Genomic DNA, 24,169 nt, shown 5'->3' with positions numbered 1-24,169 from the left:
CTGCTATTATTTTAGCATATTTTCACCTTAGAAAAACGTCAGGGCAAGTTGGCTCGAAAATCTGAACAGATCACTTTGGACAAGCAAGGACCAACACTTATCGGCCTGATCGAGGTCATTGAGCAAGTCAACAACCAACCACATTTCAAATCAGGCCCGATCTGGTCCGATTATTTAAAAATAAGTGATGTTATTTGAACCAGTTGGGTCAAATTATCACAATATGTTATAATCAAAAAGGAAAAACTCGCTTAAAGCAGTTTTAGCGCGAGTAATCAGCTAAAGATAAGGAAGGCGAATCTTTTGAGCATTGCTTCTCCTGCATCGCAGTCATCTGATCACTGGCCGGTGAATCAAACGAGTCATGGGCAAAGCCACGCCAAATTGATCCTGACTGGCGAACACGCTGTCGTATATGATATTCCCGGGATCGCGATCCCTTTACCAGCGATCACCGTCAGTGCGGAATTGATCAGTAGTGGGCAACAAGCTGGTCGCCCCGCTCAAGTGACATTGAGCTCAGCTCTTTACCAAGGCGATCTGGTCGAAGCACCCGCAGATCTTGCCAATCTTCAGGGACTATTCGCACATTTCTTTTCATTGTTCACTGCGGCTGAACCCCTACCTGAAAAGATCCAAGTGACATTGACCAGCAAGATCCCCTTTGAGCGTGGAATGGGTTCCTCAGCGGCGATCGCGACGGCGATCGTCACGGCATTGGCGGTTCAATTTCCTGATAAATTACCACCAGCAAGGCAAACTGAGCTGATCGGCGCCGAAGAGAAGATCCAGCATGGCAATCCTAGTGGTCTTGACGCGCTGGTCGTTAGTTCAAGTCAGGGCTATTATTTTTGTCGGGGCCAAGTGCCGGTACCTTTGACCTTGACATTGCCTGGCTATCTGGTGATCATCGACAGCGGCGCCACGGGTCAGACCGGCACGGCGATCGCGAAAGTAGCCGCCTTACGCCAAAAACAGCCAATGTTGTGGCAACAATTGATGCAACAGATCGGTGTGATCACACCTCAGATCCAGCAGTTATTGACTGATTGGGCACTGGTCGCGCCAGACCTTGATGGCGCTCAACACCAATTTGGTCAGCTGTTGAGCGAGAATCAGCGAGCATTGCAGCGCTTAAGTGTGAGCACCCCGTTGTTAGATCAGTTGATCCAACAGTTACTGGCTGAAGGTGCTTTAGGAGCCAAACTGACCGGTGGTGGTTTAGGCGGTTGTGTTTTTGGCTATTTCAACTCCTTCAAGGCAGCACAACAGGCACAAGCCAAGTTTTCCAGCAAACAAACTTGGTTGACGAAACTGGGCTGATCAGCGAACGGGATGCCTTGACCGATCAGCCGATCAGGGCTGCGTGAAGAGCGCCTTACGTTTTGATTTTTAAGTTCTTAGACCTAACCATTACACTAGATATCGTGCGCTCCGCTTGATTGCTGACCGCGCTTTTTTAGACGGTATCTTTCAACAAACAAACAGTAAAGGAGTGTCAGCATGGCTACAGCCCGTGCCTATACGAATATTGCTTTGATCAAATATTGGGGTAAACGCGACTCTCAGCAAATGTTACCTTGGAATAGTTCGTTGTCCCTGACCCTAGACCAGTTCTACACGGAAACAAAAGTGACGTTCCTACCTAAGCGTAGTCAGCAACAGCAGGATGAATTTATCTTTGCTGGGGTCGCACAGCCGATCAGCGCTAAAGTGACTCGTGTTTTATCCTTGATTCGCCAACAAGCAGATTTGACCAATTTTGCCCGGATCGAGACCGATAATCATGTTCCGACTTCAGCTGGGTTAGCTTCTTCAGCATCAGCTTTTGCCGCATTAGCGGCAGCCGGTGCCCGCGCGGCTGGTTTGACTTTAGACCAACGCCAACTTTCGATTTTAGCACGTCATGGCTCGGGATCAGCTAGTCGCTCGATCGCTGGTGGATTTGTCGTTTGGCACGCGGGGCACGATGACCAAAGTTCCTATGCCGAATCATTACTCCCCCGGGTCGATTTCCCGATCGTTGTGATTGCTGTTTTGGTTGATCAGCGCCCGAAAAAAGTCCTGTCCAGCACAGGTATGGCGCAATCTGTATTGACTTCGCCGTTTTATCAAGCGTGGGTCAATACAGCAGAGGCAGGCATCGAAACAATGACCGCAGCGATCAAGGCTCGCGATATCCCCCAGATCGGCGCTTTAGCTGAGGCTAACGCCATGCAAATGCATGCGACCACTTTGAGTGCGGTGCCACCATTCACTTATTTTGCGCCGCTGACATTGCGGATCTGGGAACTGGTTCAGGCAATTCGTATAAAAGGGTTAAATTGTTATTTAACCCTTGACGCCGGTCCCAACCCTAAATTAATATGTGCTAGGCAAGATGCTGAGCGTGTGATCAAAGCGTTACAAAAAGACGAACCACAATTACGCTATACAGTTTGCGGCCCCGGTCCTGGGGTCACTTATATTGAGCAAACCAAGTAGACTCGACGTCAGGCAGTCGGTTGTGTTCAAATTGATTTTTTTAATTTAACGATTTTAATAATATAGAGAGATTTGGAAAGGTCGAGTATGTGAATGATTACTGTTAAGGCGCCAGGAAAATTATATATTGCCGGAGAATACGCGGTTTTGGAACCAGGGCATCCAGCGTTGATCGTTGCTTTAGACCGCTTCATCACGGTTTCACTTGTTGAAACTCAGGAGCAAGGGTCGATCAATTCGCGACAATATTTGGAGACTGACTTTCATTGGCGCCGCAATGGCGACCGCATGGTATTTGATAATCGGGATAATCCGTATCATTACATTTTGGAAGCGATTCGGATCGTCGAGGCTTTGGCGCTTGAAATGGGCCGCTCACTGCGGGTCTTTGATTTGAACATCAATAGCCAATTAGAGGATCAAGGCGGTCGTAAATATGGTTTAGGCAGTTCTGCCGCCGTGACCGTCGCAACAGTTAAAGCCCTTTGTGAGTTCTACCAGTTACCCCTGAACCGTTTAGATATTTTCAAATTAGCGGCGATCGCCCACTTCAACGTCCAAGGAAATGGGTCCTTGGGTGATATTGCCGCCAGCGTTTTTGGAGGTTGGATCGCTTTTAGTACCTTTGACAAGGATTGGCTACGAACAGTTTTAAAAAATAATTCTTTCGCGCAGATCATTGCTAGCGATTGGCCCGGCCTAAAGATCGAATTATTAAAAGTCCCCCACGAATTGGAATTATTGATCGGTTGGACCGGATCCCCGGCTTCTACCAGCCACTTAGTCGATCGGATCACGATCGCTAAGTTTGCGGAAAAACAACAGTATCAGGATTTCCTGAACGCAAGTCGTCATTGTGTCGAGGCCATGATCAAGGGTATCAAAGAAGCCAAACTGAGCGTGGTCAAAGATGGGATCCGTTTGAATCGGCAATTGATCAAGGGTTTAGGCGTTTTTTCAAACGTGGCGATCGAAACGCCAGCTTTGGCTGAGCTCTGCCAGATCGCGGAAGACCATGGTGGCGCGGCGAAGTCCTCAGGCGCTGGTGGCGGTGATTGTGGCATTGTTTTAACAGACCAGACTGTCGATCAAGCTCGCTTGATTTCTGACTGGAATCGCCATCAGATCACTACCCTCCCCTTGACCGTTTTTGAATTGACCGGAGCAAGTGTATGACCTCAACAGACCCCTTGAGATTACAAGAACAACGTAAACGTGCGCACCTCGCGCTGGCTGAGAAATTTTATCGTGCTCATCCCCAAGGACATGCGGATTTTCAACAAGTTCGCTTACTTCATCCTGAGCTACCCGAAGTCAGTTTGGCCGAGATCGATCTATCCCGCTCTCTTTTCAAGAAAGAAATCGCGGCTCCCTTTTATATCAACGCGATGACTGGTGGCACCGCAGCGGCGCAGCCGATCAATCAGAAACTAGCACACTTGGCGGCGCATTTTGAGTTGCCGCTGGCAGTGGGTTCGATGAGTATTTTGCAACGAGCGCCTGAACTGGCCGCCAGTTTTACGGTCGTTCGTGCAGAAGACCCGACCGGCGTGGTCTTCGCTAACCTAGGCGCAAACCACTCACCAGCAGTCGCTGAACAAATGGTCGATCTTTTGGCCGCTGATGCTTTGCAGATCCATTTGAATGCGGCTCAAGAATTTGCGATGCCTGAAGGCGATGATGATTTTCATTGGCGTGAAAACTTCCAATCGTTGCAAGCACGATTAGGCGCGCAGCTCCCTTTGATCGCCAAAGAAGTCGGTTTCGGCATGAGCCCAGCAGCACTGACGACTTTCGCAGAATGGCATTTGGCCGGGGTCGATCTTTCCGGCGCCAGTAGCACGAATTTTATTGCCATTGAAAATGAACGGCGCGATCAGCCCCTACTTTCCGACCTTAGTGATTTTGGTCTTTCCACAGTGGAAAGTTTATTGGGACGTTGGCAAGTTTATCAAAAGCTAACGCGATTTTCACCGTTGACTTTTGCCAGTGGTGGGATCCGCACACCTTGGGAAGCCATCAAAGCATTCGCTTTAGGCGCAGATCTCGTTGGTATGTCCGGTTATTTCTTACACCTAGCATTGCATCAAGATGAAATGGCGATGATCAAGGAATTTGAGCGCTGGTTAGCTGAATTTCGCGGTCTACTGGCCTTAATGGGTTGTCATAACGTCGGCGAGTTACGTCAGGTCCCGTTGATTTTAGGTCCCGAACTTGCATCATTTGCGCAACAACTGGGGCTCGATCCGTGCGAGCTCAACCGTCTTCGGTCGCAAGATTGAATTTATTGGCTGTTATTACCCCTGTGTCAGAAAATATAATGATGTATCATTCAGAATATCGGTTGATCAGAATTCAAAGCAGAAATAGCTCAATACCTTTTCTAAACATGGTATTGAGCTATTTTAATAAACTGAAATCAAGCCGCTTAGCTTATTTTTTCCGGCAAAGCTTATTAGTTGAAATATTTTCTCGGATTTTGCAAAAGCACGGCTAGGCCCATTATCTTTCTGGAAAAACAATCATCTGAGTTTTAAAATCTAGCAATTTTGTGTGGCGTTCTAGAACATCCCATACAGAATCGATTCTAGACTAGTTTGAAAATAGGCGCCATAGAAAATCATAAGCAATTAGAAAGACGGCAATAGCACTTGTTAAGAATAATTTTTGTTTAGCGGACGGATCTTTTTTTATCAGAAAGTTATCAGAAAGTTACATGAGGCAACGCATGTAATTACAGCAGAAAATATTATTGTTTTTAACATTGATCGCAAATACCTCCCGAGGGTCTGTTTAGCGTGTGCGCAGATTTTTAGGGTAGAAGTTCTTGACGGTATTGCCAACTAAATAGCCCCAGCTAAAAATCAATCCTTGCGTAGCCACGGGATACCAGCCTTTTGCTAAGGTGGTTGCAGGCAAGTCGACTGTTTCACCATGGCGAAAACGCTGATAGTCAGCCTGATCCAATTCAATTGTTACGGCAAAGGCCGCTGATGGCAGGGCCATTACTAAAGCCTGATTCGGAACAAAACGATTTTTGCGCAACTCGCCTAACCATAAGCCGCGGCGGACATAATGGACCCCGGACAAGGCCGGCAGTTCCTTAGGGATAGCGAACAATTGCTGTTGATCATGTTGGAGTTGTAACTTTTCAAAGAAGTCGGGTAAGCTGATTTTATTTTGACGACAGAAATCTAGCCAAATTGCCCCTTCATTCTTGGAGAGTGGTTGTAAGCCCGTTGAACGTTCTTGGCGCCGTTGCTGAGGATGGCGCCTTTCTGGTGCAGTCAGTGGGGTGTCCGTCCGCTTAACTACCTGACTCTTGATTGCTGGAGCAGGCATAGTCCGCTGTAACTTGGCCAAAAAATGACCTTCACCGCGTAAATGCTGGGGCCAAAAACGTAAAGTCTGTGTCATTTCCGGTCGATCTTGGCCCCATTCTGGGCGACCTCGATCCACTTGAGCCCAGGTAGCACTATTAGGCGCGACCAAGCGCATTGTTGGTTCCTTCGTCAAAAGCCAAGCGATATTTTCCTCGTCTTCTTCCGGAGCAAAGGTACAAGTGGAATAGACTAGCGTGCCCTCAGGCGCCAACATTTTAAGAGCCTCGGTCAAGATCTGACGTTGTCGTTGCTGACAGGCCAAGGGATAATCGGCCTGCCAATATTGGATCGCATCAGGGTCCTTGCGAAACATCCCCTCACCTGAGCAAGGCGCATCGACGACGATCATGTCAAAAAAATTAGGGAAAAGCTGCGCCAAACGTTGCGGTTCATGATTGGTAACGACCACATTGCTATAACCGAAACGTTCAACATTTTCAGAAAGGATCTTAGCACGTTGCCGATCGATCTCATTGGCGACCAATAACCCAGTTTCGCCTAAGATCCCGGCCAGCTGGGTGGTTTTACCCCCGGGAGCCGCACAAAGATCAAGGACCCGACTACCTGGCCGCGGGTCAGCAAAAGCGGCCACCGCCTGAGCACTAGGTTCTTGGCTATAGATCGCGCCAGAAGTCTGTGCGATCGCTGTCCCCTTGACCTGTCCATAATAACCTAGCAGACTCCAAGGAATCGCAGTTGCCTTAGCTTTTAGGTCGACGATCTCCGGCGAACGTGTGGTCATTTTCTTGGGATTGAAGCGGAACCCTTTGACAGCAGGCTGGTCGAAACTGGCAAGAAACGCCGTGCCTTCGACTGGACCTAGTAAACAACGATATTTTTCACGAAAAGCGTTAGGTAGTGACAATGATGGCAACCTATTTTTCCTCCTCAGTCAATTGTTTGACAGCGCGTTTCAGGCGGGGATAATTGCGAGAATAAGTCAAGTATAGAAAAGTGATCAATAATGCGATCAAATCAAACATAAGCAACAGACCAACAATGATCCAGCCATGACTGACGTTAAAGAAACGCAAACCAATAAAGGCGCCTAGACCAGTCGTGACGAGTAAATGTAAGGCGGTCTGACCTAATAATTTTAGACGCAGTTGATTTTTCAGAAAACTCCCTAGGGCAAAATTACGCCCGGCCAAAACAATCAAATAGATCAAGATCCAAGTTACCGTGGTCATCACTGTGAAAATCAAAATACTTTGGGTCAGCAAGATCCCGGAACGCTGGAACCATCCTTGTCGTTCCCGCTTCACCGTTGATGTGTCGACTAAGCGAGTTGCTTTCTTGGCATCAAAAAAATCAATGATCCGTCGGGTATCCGCACTATTCGGCTCGGTCGGATCGTAAATGATCCGAAAACCATTGGTCAGGAGATTCTGGTCACTTTGTTGCGGAGAAAGCGAAATGAAGATATGATCATTGATCGCGTAATTGCCACTGGCGCCAGTCACTCCGATCACCGCAAGATAACGATCATTGCTCAGGAAGTACTGTTGAGATTGTGGTCGATAAGCCTCTTGGGTACGATCCTTGCCCAGTAAGACAAAGGGCACCTCGGACTGAAAATCATTACTATTAAAAATACGGCCGGAAGTCGTCGGTAAACTCTCACCTGATGTTCCCTTCGCGTAAACATAAGAAAAGTTAGGATCATCTTTATCGACCAATTGCAATTGAAAATCAGTCAGATCGCTGGCCGCTAGTTCTTTGATCACCGGGGCTATCGCTATTTTTTTGCCACCAGTAATGATCAGACTGTTTTCAGAAAGGCCATTACGATCAAGGCGACTTTGGCTATTACGTTGTTCATCTTGCTGAAAACAAATCACCAGCAAAATCGTTAAAATCAACAATAAAATATCGAGGAACATTCGTCGTTTCATTGATAGGCTCCAATTTTTAGAAATTAAAATAACAAAACTTGTTCATGAACACCATCGCTGGTCATAGGCAAATAACGTGAGATCAGTTGGGCTGGCGCCGAAAAACGCCGGCGCGCGAATTGCCAAAAAGTCAAACTATTGGTAACACCAAAGGGCTCGCCGATCACCAATAAATCAGGACGTTGTGACGCCGGGAGCTGCTGGAGCTGCTGAAAAAGCAGCCAGTCCAGTGGATCGTTGTTAGGACTCCACGATAATACCACGATATCGACTTGCGTGGCATATTTATGAAGCGCGGCTGGTGCGGCTAAGGCTTCCACAGGATAGTAAGTCTGGCGCCCGGTTTTATTCTCAGTCCGCCAAGCAAAACTGTCTGTGGCGATCACCGACTGCCCCAATCCTGCCAATGATCGTGCCAACCGACCATTGCCAGCCATCAGTTCTAAATAACGTCGCCCCGGTAAAAGGTGGGTCCAGATCGCTAACGCTTGTTCAGAGATCAAAGTCCATTGACCAAAGTGATATTGTAAATATTTTCTAAAGTTATGTAACAAATGATCCAAAGTCAGAAAATCACGTTGGCAAGCGACGCTATCACGGCCGGAACCCTCTGCGCTCGCTACCATTTGCCACCAATCATCATCAGTCAATTGCAATGGCGGTAATGGTCGCGATAATAGTCGGCCTTTTTCCAATTCCTGACAACAACGTTGGATCTCCGCCAATTGCAGCTGGATCGACAAGACGGCGGCATACCGCTGCGCCAATTTCGTCACGTTTTCGAGATAATCCAACTGTTGTTCCTCCTTAAGGATCAGATCCAACCTGATTTGCTCCGCTGTATTTGCAGCGATCGATTTGATCAATAAAATCTCGGTCGAACATCATACTTTCCTGAAACTCATTATACCTTAAAAAAAGATTTTTTTGAATGCTAGGTCGACAAGCGCAAAACCTCGATTCAAAATAGTCCAGGCTCGCTCAATTTTGGGAACTTTTTCGGAGAACTGCTGGTCTTTTCACAAAACTACGCTAAAATAGAAGTGGTGTTATAAAACGGATACAAAAAGGATGAGATCAAATGACGGTTACTTATAAATATGCGGACGATCTAGCGCCATTATCGACAGAAGCAGCTTGGCAAGCGGATCGAGAAGAATCACGGGTCGTGCTCCCTACTGGTTTAGAACCATTGACCTTGGCGTGGGCCGATGCGCCTGCAGCTGAGATCTTAGGGGCGATCATTGAGGAGTTGTGCCCGCAGGCATCGTTGGTAGCAGCAACAGAATTAGCGGCTCAAGCGCTCCAAACCACTTGGGGCAAGAAAGCGCCCCTCGCCTTGACACCAGCGCGTGGCTCATTGGGAACACGTTTTTCTGAATTAGGCGCCGGCCCGACGATGACGGCTGCAGATTGGTCGACTGCTTTAGTTCAGGACTTGGCCAAATCGGAGACCCCATTAAGTTTAGTGGCCCATGACCCAGCGTTGTTGATCGCGTTGGCGGAAAAACTACTACCAGGAAATCATCTGACCGGTTTTGCTGATCTCAGTCGACTAGCGCCACTCGTTCAGAAACAATTTCTGGCGACTGCCCTACTTGATGACGTAGCTCCGCTTAGTGTTGATCAAACTGAAGACTTGGTGACTCTGGCCGGCTGGCAACAAGAGCGAGCACATTTACAAGAAACAGTAAAGGCGGAGCAACGTTATTATGTCCCCGTCGATGGTGGTCAATTAGCCGTGATCTTGCCACAGATCCTTGATTATTTCTTGATTGCTCAACAGGCTCCAGACCAAGACTTGACGATCGTGACGGCGACCACTGATTTTAGCAATATCATCGCGGCGCGCTACGCCCAATTATTGGGCGCGCCGATCAAGCGGCTCTTTGTTACCCTAACCGATGATCACCTCTTGGCCCAATATCAACAAGGTGAGCAGGCAGCCTTACCTTGGGCGACACTGAAAAATCTCCTGCGCCTGGCTGCAAGTTTTGATGGTCAAGCACGTGACCTGACAGCCACTTGGGCCCAATTGAGCGCAACTTGGCAAGATTGGCTTCAAATCGAAGTCGTTGCTGAACCTGCGATCTTGCGTGAGATCCGCCGCGGGCAAACTCAAGATCAATTGACCCTTGGTGTGACCGCAGCTCAGGCCAGCGCGTTCGTTCAAGCTCATCAACTTAAAAACGCGATCGTTTTGAGCTTGGCGGATCCTTTCCAGACTCCAGAAGCTATCCTGCGCGGGATCACAAATCGTCAAGACGGTAAAACTGATTTTGAGGCAGTTCAGATCCTGCGGCAGATCGTTGATCTGAAAGTGCCCCGAGTGCTGACCCATCTAAAGGCAAAAACATTACCAACTTTGCCGCAAGTCCCAGCTGAAGAAATCGTCACACAATTATCAGAAAATCTGTGACCGTTCTTTTCACTTAAACCAAGTCAAGCTAAAAAAGCATCTTACCCCCAGCGTCGCCACTGGCCACGACAAGGGTAAGATGCTTTTATTAGATTGTTAGGCGCAAACATCACTGACTTTAGTGAATACCTTGCCCCTGTTCATCGATGATTGGCGCGTTGAAATTACGTTGGTAATAATCCACATCAATGATTTTATATTTCTTATTGACGAACCGAGCGATGATCTTGCCATAATCGACTGGCGCCCATCCTTCGCTACCAAGAACGACCAAGCGATCGTTGATCACATCGGCTTTTTTTCCATAATCGCCGCCAAAGAAGGCTTTGACCATTGCTAACGTTGTATTCCTATTGTACGGTAGGAAGTTGGCCATCTTAGTGGTCGAAAAAGCAGCAAACTCACCTGTGGGAAAATTTGCTAAATCTTGATTTGACATATTCTTCACCTACATTTTATTTTGTATCTCTCGGATTTAATGCTAAAATTAAGTCGAGTCCAATTCCGACTGACCATTAAGGAGGTATGACGGTATGGCATTATCAACTATCGGACAAGCTTTGATCGATTTTCAGAAACAAAAAGAATTGACTGACACGCAGATCGCGTTTGAAAGTCACTTCACGGTGGAAAAAATCCACCAAATCAAAGCAGGTGAAAGCGAGCCCACTGATGACGAAGCTAAAAGACTGACTGCTTATTTCGCTAGCAAAAAGTAGCGTGATCAGTTTTAACAGTGAAGGCCGCTTTGGCGGTCTTTTTTTGTGATGTCGAACTCAGTCATTTTTATTGACGTAAAATCTTAGCCATTGTCCGACCACGAGCCAATTCATCGACTAGCTTATCCAAATAGCGGATCTTCTGGAGCAAAGGTTCCGCGATCGTTTCGACTTGAACGCCACAGACCTTGCCCGTGATCAAACTAGCCTTTGGATTAAAGGCTGGCGCCTCTGCAAAAAAAGTATAGAGGTCGACTTGGGCGCTGACCTGTGCTTGGATCTGGTCGGCAGAATAGCCCGTCAACCAAGTGATCACCTGATCCAATTCTACTTGTTTCCGCCCTTTTTTAGTTACTTTCTGTAAATAAAGTGGGTAGATACGAGCGAATGCCATCCGATACAGTTTAGGTTGAGCCATTTGATCAACTCCTTATCCTGTCTTTAGCCGATACCTAATGAGATACGCGCATAACGACTCATCATTTCTGGGTTCCATTGAGGATACCAAACCAAATCGATCTCCACATCCTCGACTTCAGGCAATTTCATCACGGCGGTATTGATCGAATCTGATAAATAGTCGGTCAAAGGACAACCCATCGTCGTCAAAGTCATTTTGATCGTACACAAACCGTCATCATCAAGTTCGACTTCATAAACCAGACCGAGATTAACAATGTCGATGCCCAGTTCGGGATCGATGACTGTTTCAAGGGCACCAAGAATTTTTTCTTGCATTACTTCTGCTTGTTCCACGGTTATCACTCCTCATCGCCATTATACTGATTCCCTGGAAAAAGCGCAATTGACAATTATAGGGTGATACCACGGCGGCGAACACCTGGGGCCGATCTGCTGATCTGTTATTTCGATTGCAATGATCCTAGTGATCATGATTGAGCGGCTGTATTTGCCTGATTTAAATCACGGCCGGTAACTACAGAAATCAGAATTGCAGGATCACTTCATTCGGGCAAGTCTGAAATGGATCGTCATCAGCTCAGCAGCGCAAACCTGATTTTGACATGAACAAGGCCAAAACGAAGCGGTATTCCTGAATTATTTGCTTTATTTATACGTGATTTTTTGCTAAAATAAAGCAACATACCTATTTATTGTATGAAAAACTGAGAATAATTAAAAAGTTCCACTTAAAAAAAGAAATATCGAGATAGAGGAGTAACGAACGTATTATGACAAAGAAATTAATTGCCTTAGATCTAGACGGCACGACCTTGAACAATGAGTCAAAGATCACGGCGAAAACGATCGCGGCCTTACATCAAGCCGCGGCGCAAGGCCACATGGTGGCGATCGCCACTGGTCGACCTAATCGAATCAGTGAGAATTATTATCATCAATTGGGTCTCCAGGGGCCGATGGTCAATTTCAATGGTGGCCTGATCCATATTCCCGAACATTCTTGGGCCGGTGAATATTCATCCGCGATCCCTCGTGATCTGGTTTTTGATGTTTTGAAATTGAAACAGGATCTACCAATCGAAATGATCGCCGCAGAAGGCAAAAATTTTGTTTATGCGGATCGGGTCTCAAACTTAGACATTGGTTTTTTCCCCAAAGCATTGTCGCCGGACCAGGTGTTGAATGAACGTAATTTACGAGCAGACCCCACTTCGTTGACGATCTTCGTTGACAATAAAGATCAAGAATTCATTCGTGAGACCTTATATGCGAAGTATCCGAATATTGAAATGAACAGTTGGGGCGGTGCGATCAATGCGTTAGAGATCGTGGAAAAGGGCATCAATAAATATCGTGGCGTGCAATATTTAGCCGATTATTTTGAGATCGACAATAAGGATATCATTGCTTTTGGTGATGAAGTCAATGATCTAGAGATGTTGACCCACGTTGGCTGGGGTGTGGCGATGGCGAATGGCGTGCCTGAGGTCAAAGCGGTAGCCAATGATGTGACTACCCTACCCAATAACGAAGATGGGTTGGCCGATTATTTGACCAAATATCTCGCGGTTTAAAAAACAGAGTCGCGACGCCCATTCTTGGCGTGCTTGCGACTCTGTTTTTTCATTGATCATTATTGCTACTGCTCACTGCGCAAAACGCCGCCGTCCGCGTAACGGTTCGGCTGCATTTCATTCAAAACGACATGGACATGTTCCGCCGGCGCGCCGGTATTCTTGACCACTGCCGCTGTTACCTCGGCAACCAAAGCTTTTAACTGGTCTTCACTACGGCCAGCAATCAAATCAATATGAACTAAAGGCATCTTTTTCCCTCCTTAATTGGAATTAGGTCTGCCTTTATCATGAACAAGGAGCGCTAAAAATGCAACCAAAAATTCAGAGAAGTTCTTGCACCTCGATCCTGATCGGTAAAAACGCCAGCAACGATGGCTCAGTGATCATCGGGCGCAATGAAGATAGTCAAACGGCTTGGCCGAAGCATCTTCAATTCAATCCCCGCCAAAAGGTCACAGGTAATCACTTTCGCTCACGGGCGAACAAATTTGAGCTGGAGCTACCAGAGCTGATTTTTCAACATTCGGCCACGCCAGAATGGACAGATCGTTATGGGATCTTCGCCGAAGATGGGATCAATGAGTATCATGTCGCAGTCAGTGCGACCGAGAGCGCTTATGGGAATGAACGGGTTTTGGCCCATGATCCCTTCAAAACTGGAACCGGCATATTGGAAGAAGCCATCGTGACCGTCGTGCTCCCCTACGTCAAAACCGCGCGGGCTGGCGTCCAACGTTTAGGAGCGATCATCAATGAACATGGTAGCGCTGAAGCCAACGGCATTTTGTTCGCCGACCAAAATGAAGCTTGGTATTTTGAAGTCGCTTCCGGTCATCAATGGGTCGCCCAACGGATCCCCGATGATGCATATGCAGTCGTCGCCAATCAGATCTCGATCCAAACCATTGATTTTACCGATCCAGATAATTTCATCTGGGCACCCCATTTAGAAGATTTCGTGACTAAAAATAACCTGTGGCCCGCCACACGACCATTCAATTTTCGGCGGATCTTTGGTACCAATGATGACTCGGATCTGACTTATAATACGCCCCGAGTCTGGAGTGGCCAACGTTTATTAACACCATCCTGCGAGCAAACGCCTCAAGATCACGAATTACCTTTTTTGCGTCAACCGGATTATCCGATCACGATCGCGGCCGCGGCACGTGTTTTAGGTGATCATTTTCAGGACACCCCTTATGATTTAATGGGGAATCAACCAGTGGCCAAACGTTTTCGCCCGATCAGTGTCGCCACCACCCAAGAATCCCATTTGTTACAATTACGGTCCACAGCGACACCAGAGTTAGTTGGGATCCATTGGCTGGCAATGGGTGTGACCGCACAAAGTGTTTTTGTGCCTTTCTACAGTCAAGGCGCGAAAGTACCACAAATGTATCAGCGCGGACGAGAAAATTATACCCCGACCTCGGCCTATTGGATCTTCAAGCAGGCTGGCGTTTTGGTCGATCGCGCCCCTCAAGCTTACGCTCGCGATCTCAGTGGCACGCAAACCCAAACCACCCAGGACTTATGGCGGCAATTGGCCTTGGCCGATGCAAAAATCGCTGCACTGGCCGGTGTTCAGCGCCAGGCTGCGCTCGATCAAAGCAATGCTCAAGTGGCCAAGATCGCGCTTAGTGCTTACCAAAAGTTGATCAGCACGTTGATCACTAAACAGACCGCCCGTTCGCCCTTGAACTTTAAAGTGGATCCTAATTTATAAACATTTTGAAGTCCAATTGGCGCCTAGAGCTTAGCGAAAACACCAGCTCAGAACCTTGTTTGAATAAACGTTCGGAAATAGCACTTGCTCATTCAACTAAGACACAGCGCTGAGTAATCAAAAAACCACCAAAATCCAATGTGATTTTTGGTGGTTTTTGATACGCTGAGATTAGCTCGCGTTAGCTTAGGTCAAAGAAATGTTGATAGATCGTAGCGGCCAATTCTGCCGGCGGTGGAACGGGTTCATTTAAGGCCAACTGATCAGTCGCCACATCCGCGTAAAGTTGCTGGCGCTGCTCAAAGCGTTGAAGTAGACCATTGCGCGTCAGGGTCGCGACCAGGGGACGACCAGCGGCATGATCGATCCGTTGCCAAGATAACTCAAAGCTGCCGTTTAGCCAAAGAACTTGAGCTTGTCTCCGTAAAAGTTGCTGGCTGGCCGGCGTTTCAACGATACCACCGCCTAATGCGAGCACATCAGGAGATCCTTGTCCTTGTAGGCAGCGAGCTAAGGTCTGGTATTCCAATCGACGAAACTCGGCTTCACCAGCACGGTCAAAAATCTTTTCGATCGGCCCGTAAGTTTGGCTGATGACCTGATCCAAATCAACAGCTGACAATTGATAGCGTTGGGCCAAAGCATGGGCCACTGTGCTTTTACCAACACCCATAAAACCAATCAAGATCAAAGTCATGATCGGCCACCTGCTAACGCGCGCACTAGATCGGTCAAAAAAGTGGGATTAGAAATAGCGATGCTATTCAAGCCACGGATCGGTAGTTTGGCTTTGACTAATAATTCGGCAATGACCAGCATCATCGCGATCCGGTGATCACCATGACTATCTAGGTCAGCAACAGTCGGTACTTGGAGCGCCGAGCCACCATGAATGATCAATCCCGCTGGCTGTTCGTCGATCTGGCCGCCAAACAAACGTAATTGCTCAGAAATCACCGCTAACCGATCTGTTTCTTTATGCCGTAAAGTCTCCGCGTCGGTGATGACTGAGGTTCCCGGCAATTGGGTCGCCAGTAATGCCAACAAAGGAACTTCATCGATCAGGCCGCCAAGATTGTGTTGGTCGATCCTGATCGTACCAGAAGGTCGTGACCAAGTTTTGACTAAAATATCTGCGGCTGGTTCAACCGTTCCGGTTTGACTTGCTGGTAAAATCGTGATCGGCGCGCCAAGATCTTGCAACAGTCGCAACAACCCTGTTCTGGTTGGGTTTAGACTGTGATTGGCGATCGTTAATTCACTATTGGGCCGCAACAACGCGGCACAGATCATAAATGCCGCGCTAGAAGGATCACCAGGGATCGTTAACTTTTGGGCCTGTAAAGGCCGCCTCTGGGGGGTAACCTGGATCTTACCGGCATTCGTCAGCACTTGAGCACCAAATAAGCGCAAAAGACGTTCAGTATGATCACGAGTCGGTGCTAATTCCCAGAATACACTAGGTTGATCCGCCTGCAGCGCCGCCAAGATCAACGCGCTTTTCAATTGCGCACTAGCGACAGGCAAACGATAGCGCAGACCATTGAGCCACTGATTTGGTGCGATCGATAAGGGTAACGTTGCTGTCACTGTTTGGAATTTGGCCCCCATCTCACTTAAAGGTTCGATAATATCGGCTAAAGGCCGTTGAGAGAGACTGATATCGCCCCGTAAATGACTCGTAAAACGCTGACGGGCCAGTAAGCCCAGCAAGAGGCGCGTTGTCGTCCCAGAATTACCAAGATCAAGCTCGATTTTTTCTTGAACAGGTTGAAATCGCCAGCCGCCTTGACCGCTCACTTCAGTGACTGCGCCCTTAGTTTTGATGGTGATCCCCAAAGTTTGTAACGCTTGCCGGGTTGAAAGAATATCGCCAGCAGGCAATAACCCATTGATCACCGTAGTACCCTGAGCTAAAGCGCCTAACAATAACGCGCGATGGGAAATACTTTTATCACCGGGTGTCTGATAGGTGCCGGTCAGTCCAGCGCTGGTCGTCGGATCAAATCCAGTCGCAAAAAGGGTCGTCAGCGTTGTCACAAGATCGCTTCCTTTCGTGATTCCAAAAACAGTTGCCAGTATCAAGTCACAAGACAGTGATAGCCGGCAAAAAACTATCTTATCTCAGCAAGGCTTTGATAGAGCAAGCCTTATTTTTCAAAAAAATCTGTTTTGATCGTATCCAAATAATACTGATAAGCTGCCTTGATCCGCCCAAATTCATCGCCGCCAAACATGTCGCAAAAGGCCTGCATCAAAACGATCGCGGTCATATTTTGAGCAATCACGGAAGCTGCGGGAACGGCGGTCACATCAGAACGCTGCACTGTTGCCCGACTGGCGGTCATGGTGCGTAGATCCACTGTCGGTGCGCCTTGCGGTTGTGTCGGGATCGGCTTCATTACCAGATCGATCACCAATGGTTGGCCATTGGTCATACCACCTTCCAACCCGCCTTGATGATTGCTGGTTCGTGAAAAACCTGCTGTCGTGGCAACGATCGGATCCAGTGTTGCTCGGCCCCATTGCTGACCCAGCTCAAAGCCGGAGCCAAAACTGATTCCTTTGATGGCATTGATGCTCAGTAATGCTTGCGCTAAACGACCATCCAATTTGTCTGTGGCGGAAACATAAGAGCCCAGTCCGATCGGTAGACCCAAAACGACTACCCTGATCTGCCCACCTAATGTTGTTCCTTCGGCCTGGGCACGATCGATCTCTTGACACATTGCCTGCATGGCCTGGTCATTCAACGTGCGCACCGGATCACGGCTGACTCGGTCCTGCCATTTGGCAAATTCTGGTAGAGTTTGCGCCCCACTGGCCGTCTTTTGAACAGATGAAGGGATCGTTGCAGTCCCGATCGCGCTGACCCAGCCCAAGACCTCGATCCCGAATCGTTGCAAAAATTGGCGGCAAAGGCTGCCGACTGCCACCCGCATCGCAGTCTCACGGGCACTGGCGCGTTCCAAAACATTACGCAGATCTTGTTGCTGCCCATACTTTAGCGCACCGCTTAGATCGGCATGACCTGGGCGGGGTTGGGTCACTGTTCGTTTCCGTCGCGCCGCTGAGCTTAACTGACCGCTGGCATTATTGGAAGCCGTGGGCCAAACAGACATGATCTCTTGCCAATTCGCGAAGTCCTGGTTAGGTAAAAGCAACCCGATCGGCCCGCCTAAAGTTTGACCGAAGCGAACACCACTGGTGATCTGCACTTGATCTGTCTCGATCTGCATCCGACCACCGCGACCATAACCCTTTTGCCGTTGGGCCAGATCAGCCAATAAGGTTGTTTGACTTAACGATACATTGGCTGGAAAACCACTAATGATCGCCGATAAATAGGGACCGTGAGACTCACCAGCTGTGACATAACTCAACATGTTGACCACCCCAGCCAAGTTGCTAGCTTTGTTAACGGTATTTTTTGTAAATAAGGCTGCCCCCAATCATGGAGCAAGACCAGTTCGACCTGCCCGGCCGCGACCTTCTTGTCTAAAGCAATCTTAGCCAGCAGCTGTTGACTGGTCATCGTCGCCGGGATTGTTGTGGGCAATCTTAAAGCTTTTAGTTTCGTGGTTACCAGCAACAACAACTGCGCCGGGATCAACTGATGCGTCACTAAAGCTTGCAAAATCGCGACCATCCCAATACTGACAGCCTCGCCATGACGTAATCGTCCTGCAGCCAGCGCCTCAACGGCATGGCCGACCGTATGACCAAAATTCAAATAACGGCGTTCCTTAAAGTCATAGAAATCACGCTGGACCAAGTCTGATTTGACACGCGCACCTTGGGCCACTAATGACGCCAGACCAACTCGTGTTTGTAAAAAATCTGTCGGAAGCCCAGCCAACAAGTTGCGCGCAGTGGGCTGGTCAGGACTGATCAGCAAACATTTGATCATTTCTGCCAAGCCACTACTCAACTCGCGGGGCGGCAAACTGACAAGAAATTCTGGATCGCTGAAAACAGCTTGAGCCGGATAAAAACTACCGATCAAATTTTTTGTCATCGCAAGATCAACAGCAGTTTTACCGCCTAGGCTACTGTCTCCCTGCGCCACGACTGTCGTTGGAACTTGGATCAAAGCCATCCCCCGCATATAGGTACTTGCCACAAACGCCCCAAGGTCTCCAATCACCCCACCGCCCAAAGCTAACAAAATATCACGGCGAGAGAACTTCTTTTGTAATAACAGGTCGTAAAGTGTGTTGACCTGTTGGAGATTCTTAGTTGCCTCACCAGCAGGAACGACTTTCGTCACCACTTGATAGTTGGCCGCTTGTAATTGGCTGGTCAGGGAACGCAAATAAAGCGGCGCCACATTGTCGTCGCTTAAAACCAACAGCTTTTGCGCCGCGGTCGTTTTCAAAAATGAAAGCAAGTATTGCCGCGCCCCTTTGCCTGAGATGACCTGGGTCGTTTTATCCGCCAATGCTAGCGTCCATCGTTGTGGTTTATCATCACGGCGCTCACTGGTTGCAATATGTTCAGTCATGAGCTTCAACATTTTTTTTCATAACAGAAGTTGAGTTTGCTGGTCCTTGCATTGGTTCTTGCACCAAAGCATGGATCTGTTGAACTTGTTGAACAAGCGGTGCAAACGCTGCTGGGGTCAATTGTTGGGCCGCGTCAGATAAAGCTTTAGCCGGATCTTGGTGCACTTCGACCAACATGCCTTGAGCACCTGCCGCCACTCCCGCTTTTGCCAAAGACGCGACCAAATCAGCGTGCCCTGAGGCGTGACTAGGATCCACGATCACAGGATAGTGACTCAACTTGCGTAAAACTGCGATTGCCCCCACGTCTAAAACATTTCGTGTATAAGTACTGTCAAACGAGCGAATGCCGCGCTCGACCAAGATGATCTGTAAGTTACCTTGAGCGGCGATGTATTCTGCGGCGTTCAGCATCTCATCGATCGTTGCTGCCAGGCCACGCTTGAGCGCCACTGGTTTGCCAGCTTTGCCCACTGCCTTCAAGAGATCAAAATTCTGCATATTACGCGCGCCGATCTGAAAAATATCGGTATAAGGCGCCGCGATCCCGATCTCTGCTTCGGACATGACCTCGGTGATCACATCAAGTCCTTGTTCATCAGCGGCCGCGCGCAAATAGCGTAAGCCAGTCTCACCTAGACCTTGAAAATCATAGGGTGACGTCCGTGGCTTGAACGCCCCGCCACGAATGACGGTCGCGCCTGCTGTTTTGACTTTGGCAGCCAATTCAGTGATCATTGCTTGATTCTCGACTGAACATGGACCAGCCATGACCGTGAAATTAGCGCCGCCGATTTGATTATGGGCAGTCCGAATGATCGTGTCCTCCGGCTGAAAAACGCGGCTACCAAGAACATAGCGAGGTTGCTTGGTGATCACCTGAGCGACTGCTGCCTGCTCGCGCTGATTAAGATCCAAATGATCCACATCAAAGATCACCAAATGATGTTTGACCAAGATCCCATGATAATGCGCTTCTTTCAACTTACGCAAGATCTCTTGCATGATTGCTTGATTAACTGGCTGTTTAAATTGAATGATCAAAATAAAACCTCACTTTATTTTTAAATAATTCTGGAGCTGTCTGAGCGGCAGATGTTGACCTGTCCAAATCTGAAACGCTAAATCAGCCTGATACAGCAACATCGCCAAACCATTATGGGTCGCCAGACCGCAACTCTGCGCCAAACGCAACAATTCACTTTGCCGCGGCTGGTAGATCACATCCCAAACACTGGCAGTGGTCGGAAGTTGCTGCAATTGGCTCAGTGCCAATGGACTTGCTCCTTGATGGTCACCGAAACCAAGATTCGTGGCGTTGATCACTAAATCGACTTGTTGCCAATCGACCTGCGCCAATTCTGACCAATCGCGAGCAGTGATCACGGCTTGTCCCAGTGCATCTAGTAATTGTTGTAGCTGGACGAAATGAACACTCGTCCGCCGTTGGAAAACTTGGAGCTGCTGAGTTTCTGCTTGCGCCAAAGCCACTAAGATCGCTCGTGCTGCGGCACCGGCGCCTAGTAATACCACCCGACTATTGTGCAGATCAATGCCTGCTGTGACCAGTCCTTGGACAAAGCCGCGTCCATCCGTATTACTACCGATCAGGTAACCGTTATTATTTTTAACTGTATTGACAGCGCCGATCAAGCGAGCATCTGGTGTCAATTCATCTAAAAAAGGCAAAACCGTTTCTTTATCAGGCAAAGAAAGATTGCAGCCTGCAAGATCCAAGGTGCGCAGACTAGTCGTCAAGGCAGCACCATCATGACCACCACTGTCGAAAGCCAAATAAACTGCATTGATTTGATTGGCCGCAAAACCTTGGTTGTGTAACAAGGGTGACAAACTATGCTGGGCCGGGTGCGCCAACAACCCATAAACCTTCGTAGCGCCATTGATCGTGTTTTCCGGCCATAAAAAATCAGATGAATTTAATCTTTGCTTATTGGGCATTCAATTCACTGATCTTCAAGATCACGTCCACCGCTTTTTCCATCACTTGCAACGAAACGAATTCGTAACGGCCGTGCATATTCTCGCCGCCTGCGAATAAGTTCGGCGTTGGCAAGCCCATGAAGGAGATTTTGGAGCCATCGGTGCCGCCGCGAACAGGTTCTTCATCGGGGGTGATTCCTAGGGCGACCATGGCCCGCTCCGCCAATTCAACCACGTCCATATGGTCCTTCATCACTTCGACCATGTTGTAATATTGATCATACATCTTCACTTGAACGCGCGGTTGGGTAAATGGCTCGTTCAATTTCGCCGCGATCGTTTCCACCAAAGCCTTGCGTCGCGCCAAACCATCGCGTTCAAAATCCCGAATGATATAAGACATTTTCGCTTCATCAACGGTCCCATTGAAGCTCAACAGATGGAAAAAGCCTTCGCGACCATCCGTTTTTTCTGGGACTTCCGCCGCTGGTAAAGCGTTTTGGAAATCGATTCCCAGTTGTAAGGCGTTGACCATGATCCCCTTGGCCGTGCTAGGGTGCACGTTTTTGCCGGCGATGGTAACTTCTAAGGCCGCGGCGCTAAACGTCTCGTATTCCAACTGACCTTCGGGACCGCCATCAACGGTATAAGCGAAATCAGCGTTAAAATCAGCCACATCAAACTTATCGGCGCCGGTCCCGATTTCTTCGTCAGGGCCAAAACCAACCTTCAAATCACCGTGCTTGATTTCCGGATGGGCCAACAAATACGCCAGCGCGGTCATAATCTCGGCCACCCCTGATTTGTCATCGGAACCAAGCAGCGTACTGCCATCGGTGGTGATCAAAGTATGCCCCGCATAATGGGTCAGCGCCGGAAATTCCGCTGGATCCAAGACATAGTTACCAGCCGCATCAAGCGGAATAATGGCTTGACCGTCATAATTCTCAACGATTTGCGGGGAAATCCCTTCCGCGTTGAAATCAGCGGTATCCACATGGGCCAAAAATCCGATCGTTGGCACTTTTTTGGCTTGGTTACTTGGCAAAAGCGCGGTCACGTAGCCATTAGTTTCGTTATACTTTACTTCCGCCAAGCCCAGATCCTTTAATTGCTGGACCAACTTGTTTAGAAAAATGACTTGACGTTCCGTTGAAGGAATTGTCGTAGAATTTTCGTCCGAGCGGGTATTTTCTTTCACGTAACTAAGGAATAAAGGGAGTAGCTGTTGATATTTTGTCATGGTAAGACCTCCAAATTTTATAAATGTGTTTTCTGGTGCAGACCGCTGCGCCTTAAAGTATCCGCTTGCCCAACTTCTTCCACTTAGCTACGTCAGTTTTCTGGAGGCATGGACCGCTCCAAAATCCTGACTAGACTAATGCTCGGAAGCTAACGGGGGTGGCTCACACTCTGCTAAATAAATTGAAACGGATCGGTGCTCAGTTGGGACGAACACACGCTGAGTTGCCAGTTGTTGGCCTGGGCCCACTGGTTGATCAGCGGCGGCAGTTTGGTCTTGATGACCGCTTCGATGTGATGGCCGGGATCGATCACCGATAAACCATGGGCCAACATATCATGGGCGGTATGATAGTAAACATCACCTGTGATCAACACTTGCGCGCCGGTCCCAGCCACTGCCGGATAAAACTTACCACCGTCACCACCAATGATCGCCACCTGCTCCACCAATTGGTCGGGCTGGTGCGTGATCAAGCGTAACCCAGCGACCTGAAATTTGCTTTTGCAAGTCACCGCCAACTCACGGACGGTTTGCGTTTGCGGCAAACGCCCGACCACGCCCAAATACGCCGCCAATTGCGGCTCGGCTTTCGGACGCGGATTGAACGACCGCAACTCAGTCAAACCCAGCACTTCGGCCAGCCACGTGTTCATGCCGCCACTGACCTCATCAAGATTTGTATGCGCCGCAAAAACACTGATGTCATGTTGCAATAACGTGGCGTACATGGCGTTTTGCGGATCCGCCAGATCTAAGTTGATCGCGGGATGGAACATCATTGGGTGATGGGCAATGATCAAATCGACCTGGGCCGACACCGCCTCAGCCACAACTTCGGGCCGCACGTCTAACGTGACCATCACCTTGTGGACCGCTTGCTCCCGCCGTCCTAACTGCAATCCCACCGGGTCATGCGGTTCCGCATAGGCCGGTGGCGCTAATCGTTCCATTGCAGTGATCAATTGTTGCACAGTTGGTGTACTCATCGGTGCCCTCCTTGATAAAAAGATAAAAAATTATTTTAGCGATTGGACTTGTGCGAGTCCGGCTTCGATCAAGGTGATCTCACGTTGCAAGGCCGCCAATTTCTCCAGCGGCAAAGTTTGCGCCTGTTGCAGTTGACGCACCAATTTCTGCCGTTGCGCTAATTTGAATTGCCAGTAGCGCACAAACGTTGGCTCTGCCCCAGCCTGAAGCAAGCAAGGCCCCATCAACGCTTCAAGGGCGGTATATTGCAACGGTTCCTTGCTGGGCCGCGCCTGCATCATCTGATAGCAGTGCCCCTCGTCAAACACGATTTTCTCCGCGGTGATCCGCCATTGATGGGCTGCTAGCCATTGCCGCACCTCGGCCACATTTTGGTTCGGTTGTAAGACCAGCCCTGCTAAACTAGCGACCGTTGCCGCACTGCGGGCCAAGATCTGCGTGATCAAGAAACCACCCATTCCCGCCAAAACCGCGCATTGCATATGATCGGCAGGCGCAATAGCCGCCAACCCATCGGCCAAGCGCACCGTGATCCGCTCACTTAAGCCCGCGGTGGCCACATGCTCCGTCGCAATGGCAAAAGGTCCCGGGATCACTTCGCCAGCCACCCCTTGCTGCAATTGACCGATCTCGGCCAAATAAATTGGCAAATGAGCATGATCGGAGCCAATATCGGCGATGCGCGACCACGGCGCCGTCAAATCCGCGACGGCCTGTAAACGTCTTGATAATTTTTGGATCGCAGTGACCTCCTTCAGCATTTCAATTCTTCGGACAAGTCGGGACTCGTCAGTTGATAATATCCCTATTATAGCAATTATTCCGCTTTGAAAGAACCTCCCGCAGGCGCAAATCTTGAGG

At 48.7% G+C, this 24,169-nt stretch carries 25 protein-coding genes; 9 read left to right on the top strand and 16 right to left on the bottom strand.

What is annotated here, in order from left to right:
* The first annotated feature begins 48 nt into the window (after positions 1–48).
* The 5 genes from OCU21_RS00755 to fni all read left to right on the top strand — a co-directional run bounded on the left by OCU21_RS00755 (position 49) and on the right by fni (position 4,766).
* Positions 49–198, top strand: coding sequence for a hypothetical protein (locus OCU21_RS00755; RefSeq protein ID WP_261805595.1), 150 nt, complete (start codon positions 49–51; stop codon positions 196–198).
* Between the two features lie 105 nt (positions 199–303).
* The gene (gene mvk / locus OCU21_RS00750; protein WP_261805594.1) at positions 304–1,323 is read left to right on the top strand and encodes a mevalonate kinase; all 1,020 of its coding nucleotides are present in this window, start codon (positions 304–306) and stop codon (positions 1,321–1,323) included.
* A gap of 180 nt (positions 1,324–1,503) precedes the next feature.
* Entirely contained in the window at positions 1,504–2,484 is a 981-nt protein-coding gene (gene mvaD / locus OCU21_RS00745; RefSeq protein WP_261805593.1) for a diphosphomevalonate decarboxylase, read from the top strand.
* Positions 2,485–2,577: 93 nt separating this feature from the next.
* On the top strand, positions 2,578–3,660 hold the full coding sequence (locus OCU21_RS00740; protein WP_261805592.1) for a phosphomevalonate kinase: 1,083 nt from the start codon (positions 2,578–2,580) through the stop codon (positions 3,658–3,660).
* Positions 3,657–4,766, top strand: coding sequence for a type 2 isopentenyl-diphosphate Delta-isomerase (fni, locus tag OCU21_RS00735; RefSeq protein ID WP_261805591.1), 1,110 nt, complete (start codon positions 3,657–3,659; stop codon positions 4,764–4,766). The genes OCU21_RS00740 and fni overlap by 4 nt, the downstream gene beginning before the upstream one ends.
* A gap of 511 nt (positions 4,767–5,277) precedes the next feature.
* Here the strand turns inward: fni and OCU21_RS00730 are convergent.
* From OCU21_RS00730 to OCU21_RS00720, 3 genes are read right to left on the bottom strand one after another with little or no spacing between them, the layout of a single operon-like run.
* Positions 5,278–6,741 carry an RsmB/NOP family class I SAM-dependent RNA methyltransferase gene (locus tag OCU21_RS00730; protein ID WP_261805590.1) on the bottom strand — a complete coding sequence of 488 codons (1,464 nt, stop codon included), beginning with the start codon at positions 6,739–6,741 and terminating at the stop codon, positions 5,278–5,280.
* 1 nt (position 6,742) lies between these two features.
* Positions 6,743–7,762: a hypothetical protein gene (locus OCU21_RS00725; protein WP_261805589.1), complete on the bottom strand. Its 1,020-nt coding sequence runs from the start codon at positions 7,760–7,762 to the stop codon at positions 6,743–6,745.
* A 23-nt stretch (positions 7,763–7,785) separates the two neighbouring features.
* Positions 7,786–8,556, bottom strand: a complete 771-nt coding sequence (locus OCU21_RS00720) for a hypothetical protein (RefSeq protein WP_261805588.1) — start codon at positions 8,554–8,556, stop codon at positions 7,786–7,788.
* A gap of 287 nt (positions 8,557–8,843) precedes the next feature.
* Here OCU21_RS00720 and OCU21_RS00715 point away from each other — a divergent pair, with 287 nt between their 5' ends.
* Complete coding sequence (locus OCU21_RS00715; protein WP_261805587.1) at positions 8,844–10,181, top strand: PALP domain-containing protein; 1,338 nt, start codon at positions 8,844–8,846, stop codon at positions 10,179–10,181.
* Between the two features lie 118 nt (positions 10,182–10,299).
* Here the strand turns inward: OCU21_RS00715 and OCU21_RS00710 are convergent, their stop codons facing one another.
* On the bottom strand, positions 10,300–10,620 hold the full coding sequence (locus OCU21_RS00710; protein WP_261805586.1) for a hypothetical protein: 321 nt from the start codon (positions 10,618–10,620) through the stop codon (positions 10,300–10,302).
* 94 nt (positions 10,621–10,714) lie between these two features.
* On the opposite strand from OCU21_RS00710, the gene OCU21_RS00705 reads away from it, so the two are divergent.
* The gene (locus OCU21_RS00705) at positions 10,715–10,900 is read left to right on the top strand and encodes an LBP_cg2779 family protein (RefSeq protein ID WP_261805585.1); all 186 of its coding nucleotides are present in this window, start codon (positions 10,715–10,717) and stop codon (positions 10,898–10,900) included.
* A 67-nt stretch (positions 10,901–10,967) separates the two neighbouring features.
* On the opposite strand, the gene OCU21_RS00700 is transcribed toward OCU21_RS00705, so the two are convergent.
* Both OCU21_RS00700 and OCU21_RS00695 read right to left on the bottom strand, forming a co-directional pair.
* Positions 10,968–11,318, bottom strand: a complete 351-nt coding sequence (locus OCU21_RS00700; RefSeq protein ID WP_261805584.1) for a DUF2200 domain-containing protein — start codon at positions 11,316–11,318, stop codon at positions 10,968–10,970.
* Positions 11,319–11,341: 23 nt separating this feature from the next.
* Positions 11,342–11,638 (bottom strand): metal-sulfur cluster assembly factor, encoded by a 297-nt coding sequence (locus OCU21_RS00695; protein ID WP_261805630.1) that lies wholly within the window; start codon positions 11,636–11,638, stop codon positions 11,342–11,344.
* 455 nt (positions 11,639–12,093) lie between these two features.
* Between OCU21_RS00695 and OCU21_RS00690 the strand changes: the two genes are divergently transcribed.
* Positions 12,094–12,897: a Cof-type HAD-IIB family hydrolase gene (locus OCU21_RS00690; protein ID WP_261805583.1), complete on the top strand. Its 804-nt coding sequence runs from the start codon at positions 12,094–12,096 to the stop codon at positions 12,895–12,897.
* A gap of 65 nt (positions 12,898–12,962) precedes the next feature.
* Here OCU21_RS00690 and thmT read toward each other — a convergent pair whose 3' ends face one another.
* Positions 12,963–13,148: a 2-hydroxymuconate tautomerase gene (thmT, locus tag OCU21_RS00685; RefSeq protein ID WP_125595934.1), complete on the bottom strand. Its 186-nt coding sequence runs from the start codon at positions 13,146–13,148 to the stop codon at positions 12,963–12,965.
* A 59-nt stretch (positions 13,149–13,207) separates the two neighbouring features.
* Here thmT and OCU21_RS00680 point away from each other — a divergent pair, with 59 nt between their 5' ends.
* Positions 13,208–14,629: a C69 family dipeptidase gene (locus OCU21_RS00680; RefSeq protein WP_261805582.1), complete on the top strand. Its 1,422-nt coding sequence runs from the start codon at positions 13,208–13,210 to the stop codon at positions 14,627–14,629.
* A 181-nt stretch (positions 14,630–14,810) separates the two neighbouring features.
* Here the strand turns inward: OCU21_RS00680 and OCU21_RS00675 are convergent, their stop codons facing one another.
* The 9 genes from OCU21_RS00675 to OCU21_RS00635 form a co-directional block, all read right to left on the bottom strand.
* Positions 14,811–15,326, bottom strand: coding sequence for a shikimate kinase (locus OCU21_RS00675; RefSeq protein ID WP_261805581.1), 516 nt, complete (start codon positions 15,324–15,326; stop codon positions 14,811–14,813).
* Positions 15,323–16,669 carry a 3-phosphoshikimate 1-carboxyvinyltransferase gene (gene aroA, locus OCU21_RS00670; protein ID WP_261805580.1) on the bottom strand — a complete coding sequence of 449 codons (1,347 nt, stop codon included), beginning with the start codon at positions 16,667–16,669 and terminating at the stop codon, positions 15,323–15,325. The genes OCU21_RS00675 and aroA overlap by 4 nt, the downstream gene beginning before the upstream one ends.
* 110 nt (positions 16,670–16,779) lie before the next feature.
* On the bottom strand, positions 16,780–18,015 hold the full coding sequence (gene aroC / locus OCU21_RS00665; RefSeq protein ID WP_261805579.1) for a chorismate synthase: 1,236 nt from the start codon (positions 18,013–18,015) through the stop codon (positions 16,780–16,782).
* On the bottom strand, positions 18,009–19,133 hold the full coding sequence (gene aroB / locus OCU21_RS00660; protein ID WP_261805578.1) for a 3-dehydroquinate synthase: 1,125 nt from the start codon (positions 19,131–19,133) through the stop codon (positions 18,009–18,011). Before aroB ends, aroC begins: the two co-directional genes overlap by 7 nt.
* Positions 19,126–20,178 carry a 3-deoxy-7-phosphoheptulonate synthase gene (aroF, locus tag OCU21_RS00655; RefSeq protein ID WP_261805577.1) on the bottom strand — a complete coding sequence of 351 codons (1,053 nt, stop codon included), beginning with the start codon at positions 20,176–20,178 and terminating at the stop codon, positions 19,126–19,128. The genes aroB and aroF overlap by 8 nt, the downstream gene beginning before the upstream one ends.
* A gap of 9 nt (positions 20,179–20,187) precedes the next feature.
* The gene (aroE, locus tag OCU21_RS00650; protein WP_261805576.1) at positions 20,188–21,093 is read right to left on the bottom strand and encodes a shikimate dehydrogenase; all 906 of its coding nucleotides are present in this window, start codon (positions 21,091–21,093) and stop codon (positions 20,188–20,190) included.
* Positions 21,083–22,318, bottom strand: coding sequence for a peptidase T (pepT, locus tag OCU21_RS00645; protein ID WP_261805575.1), 1,236 nt, complete (start codon positions 22,316–22,318; stop codon positions 21,083–21,085). The genes aroE and pepT overlap by 11 nt, the downstream gene beginning before the upstream one ends.
* 173 nt (positions 22,319–22,491) lie before the next feature.
* Positions 22,492–23,307 carry a Nif3-like dinuclear metal center hexameric protein gene (locus OCU21_RS00640; RefSeq protein WP_261805574.1) on the bottom strand — a complete coding sequence of 272 codons (816 nt, stop codon included), beginning with the start codon at positions 23,305–23,307 and terminating at the stop codon, positions 22,492–22,494.
* A gap of 30 nt (positions 23,308–23,337) precedes the next feature.
* Positions 23,338–24,069, bottom strand: a complete 732-nt coding sequence (locus OCU21_RS00635) for a tRNA (adenine(22)-N(1))-methyltransferase (protein WP_261805573.1) — start codon at positions 24,067–24,069, stop codon at positions 23,338–23,340.
* Positions 24,070–24,169 lie beyond the last annotated feature (100 nt).

This window comes from Lapidilactobacillus luobeiensis (assembly GCF_024345205.1).
GTDB classification, from domain to species: domain Bacteria; phylum Bacillota; class Bacilli; order Lactobacillales; family Lactobacillaceae; genus Lapidilactobacillus; species Lapidilactobacillus luobeiensis.
The sequence above is the reverse complement of the archived record's forward strand: the minus strand, read 5'-3'. Positions and strand labels throughout refer to the sequence as shown.

Coding starts and splice junctions, on each gene's coding strand:
- OCU21_RS00675 (WP_261805581.1), bottom strand. CDS start 15,326: ATGACTTTGATCTTGATTGGTTTTATGGGTGTTGGTAAAAGCACAGTG.
- OCU21_RS00740 (WP_261805592.1), top strand. CDS start 2,578: ATGATTACTGTTAAGGCGCCAGGAAAATTATATATTGCCGGAGAATAC.
- OCU21_RS00680 (WP_261805582.1), top strand. CDS start 13,208: ATGCAACCAAAAATTCAGAGAAGTTCTTGCACCTCGATCCTGATCGGT.
- OCU21_RS00725 (WP_261805589.1), bottom strand. CDS start 7,762: ATGAAACGACGAATGTTCCTCGATATTTTATTGTTGATTTTAACGATT.
- pepT (WP_261805575.1), bottom strand. CDS start 22,318: ATGACAAAATATCAACAGCTACTCCCTTTATTCCTTAGTTACGTGAAA.
- aroC (WP_261805579.1), bottom strand. CDS start 18,015: ATGTTGAGTTATGTCACAGCTGGTGAGTCTCACGGTCCCTATTTATCG.
- thmT (WP_125595934.1), bottom strand. CDS start 13,148: ATGCCTTTAGTTCATATTGATTTGATTGCTGGCCGTAGTGAAGACCAG.
- OCU21_RS00700 (WP_261805584.1), bottom strand. CDS start 11,318: ATGGCTCAACCTAAACTGTATCGGATGGCATTCGCTCGTATCTACCCA.
- mvaD (WP_261805593.1), top strand. CDS start 1,504: ATGGCTACAGCCCGTGCCTATACGAATATTGCTTTGATCAAATATTGG.
- OCU21_RS00690 (WP_261805583.1), top strand. CDS start 12,094: ATGACAAAGAAATTAATTGCCTTAGATCTAGACGGCACGACCTTGAAC.
- OCU21_RS00710 (WP_261805586.1), bottom strand. CDS start 10,620: ATGTCAAATCAAGATTTAGCAAATTTTCCCACAGGTGAGTTTGCTGCT.
- OCU21_RS00640 (WP_261805574.1), bottom strand. CDS start 23,307: ATGAGTACACCAACTGTGCAACAATTGATCACTGCAATGGAACGATTA.
- aroE (WP_261805576.1), bottom strand. CDS start 21,093: ATGCCCAATAAGCAAAGATTAAATTCATCTGATTTTTTATGGCCGGAA.
- fni (WP_261805591.1), top strand. CDS start 3,657: ATGACCTCAACAGACCCCTTGAGATTACAAGAACAACGTAAACGTGCG.
- aroB (WP_261805578.1), bottom strand. CDS start 19,133: ATGACTGAACATATTGCAACCAGTGAGCGCCGTGATGATAAACCACAA.
- OCU21_RS00635 (WP_261805573.1), bottom strand. CDS start 24,069: ATGCTGAAGGAGGTCACTGCGATCCAAAAATTATCAAGACGTTTACAG.
- OCU21_RS00705 (WP_261805585.1), top strand. CDS start 10,715: ATGGCATTATCAACTATCGGACAAGCTTTGATCGATTTTCAGAAACAA.
- OCU21_RS00715 (WP_261805587.1), top strand. CDS start 8,844: ATGACGGTTACTTATAAATATGCGGACGATCTAGCGCCATTATCGACA.
- OCU21_RS00695 (WP_261805630.1), bottom strand. CDS start 11,638: ATGCAAGAAAAAATTCTTGGTGCCCTTGAAACAGTCATCGATCCCGAA.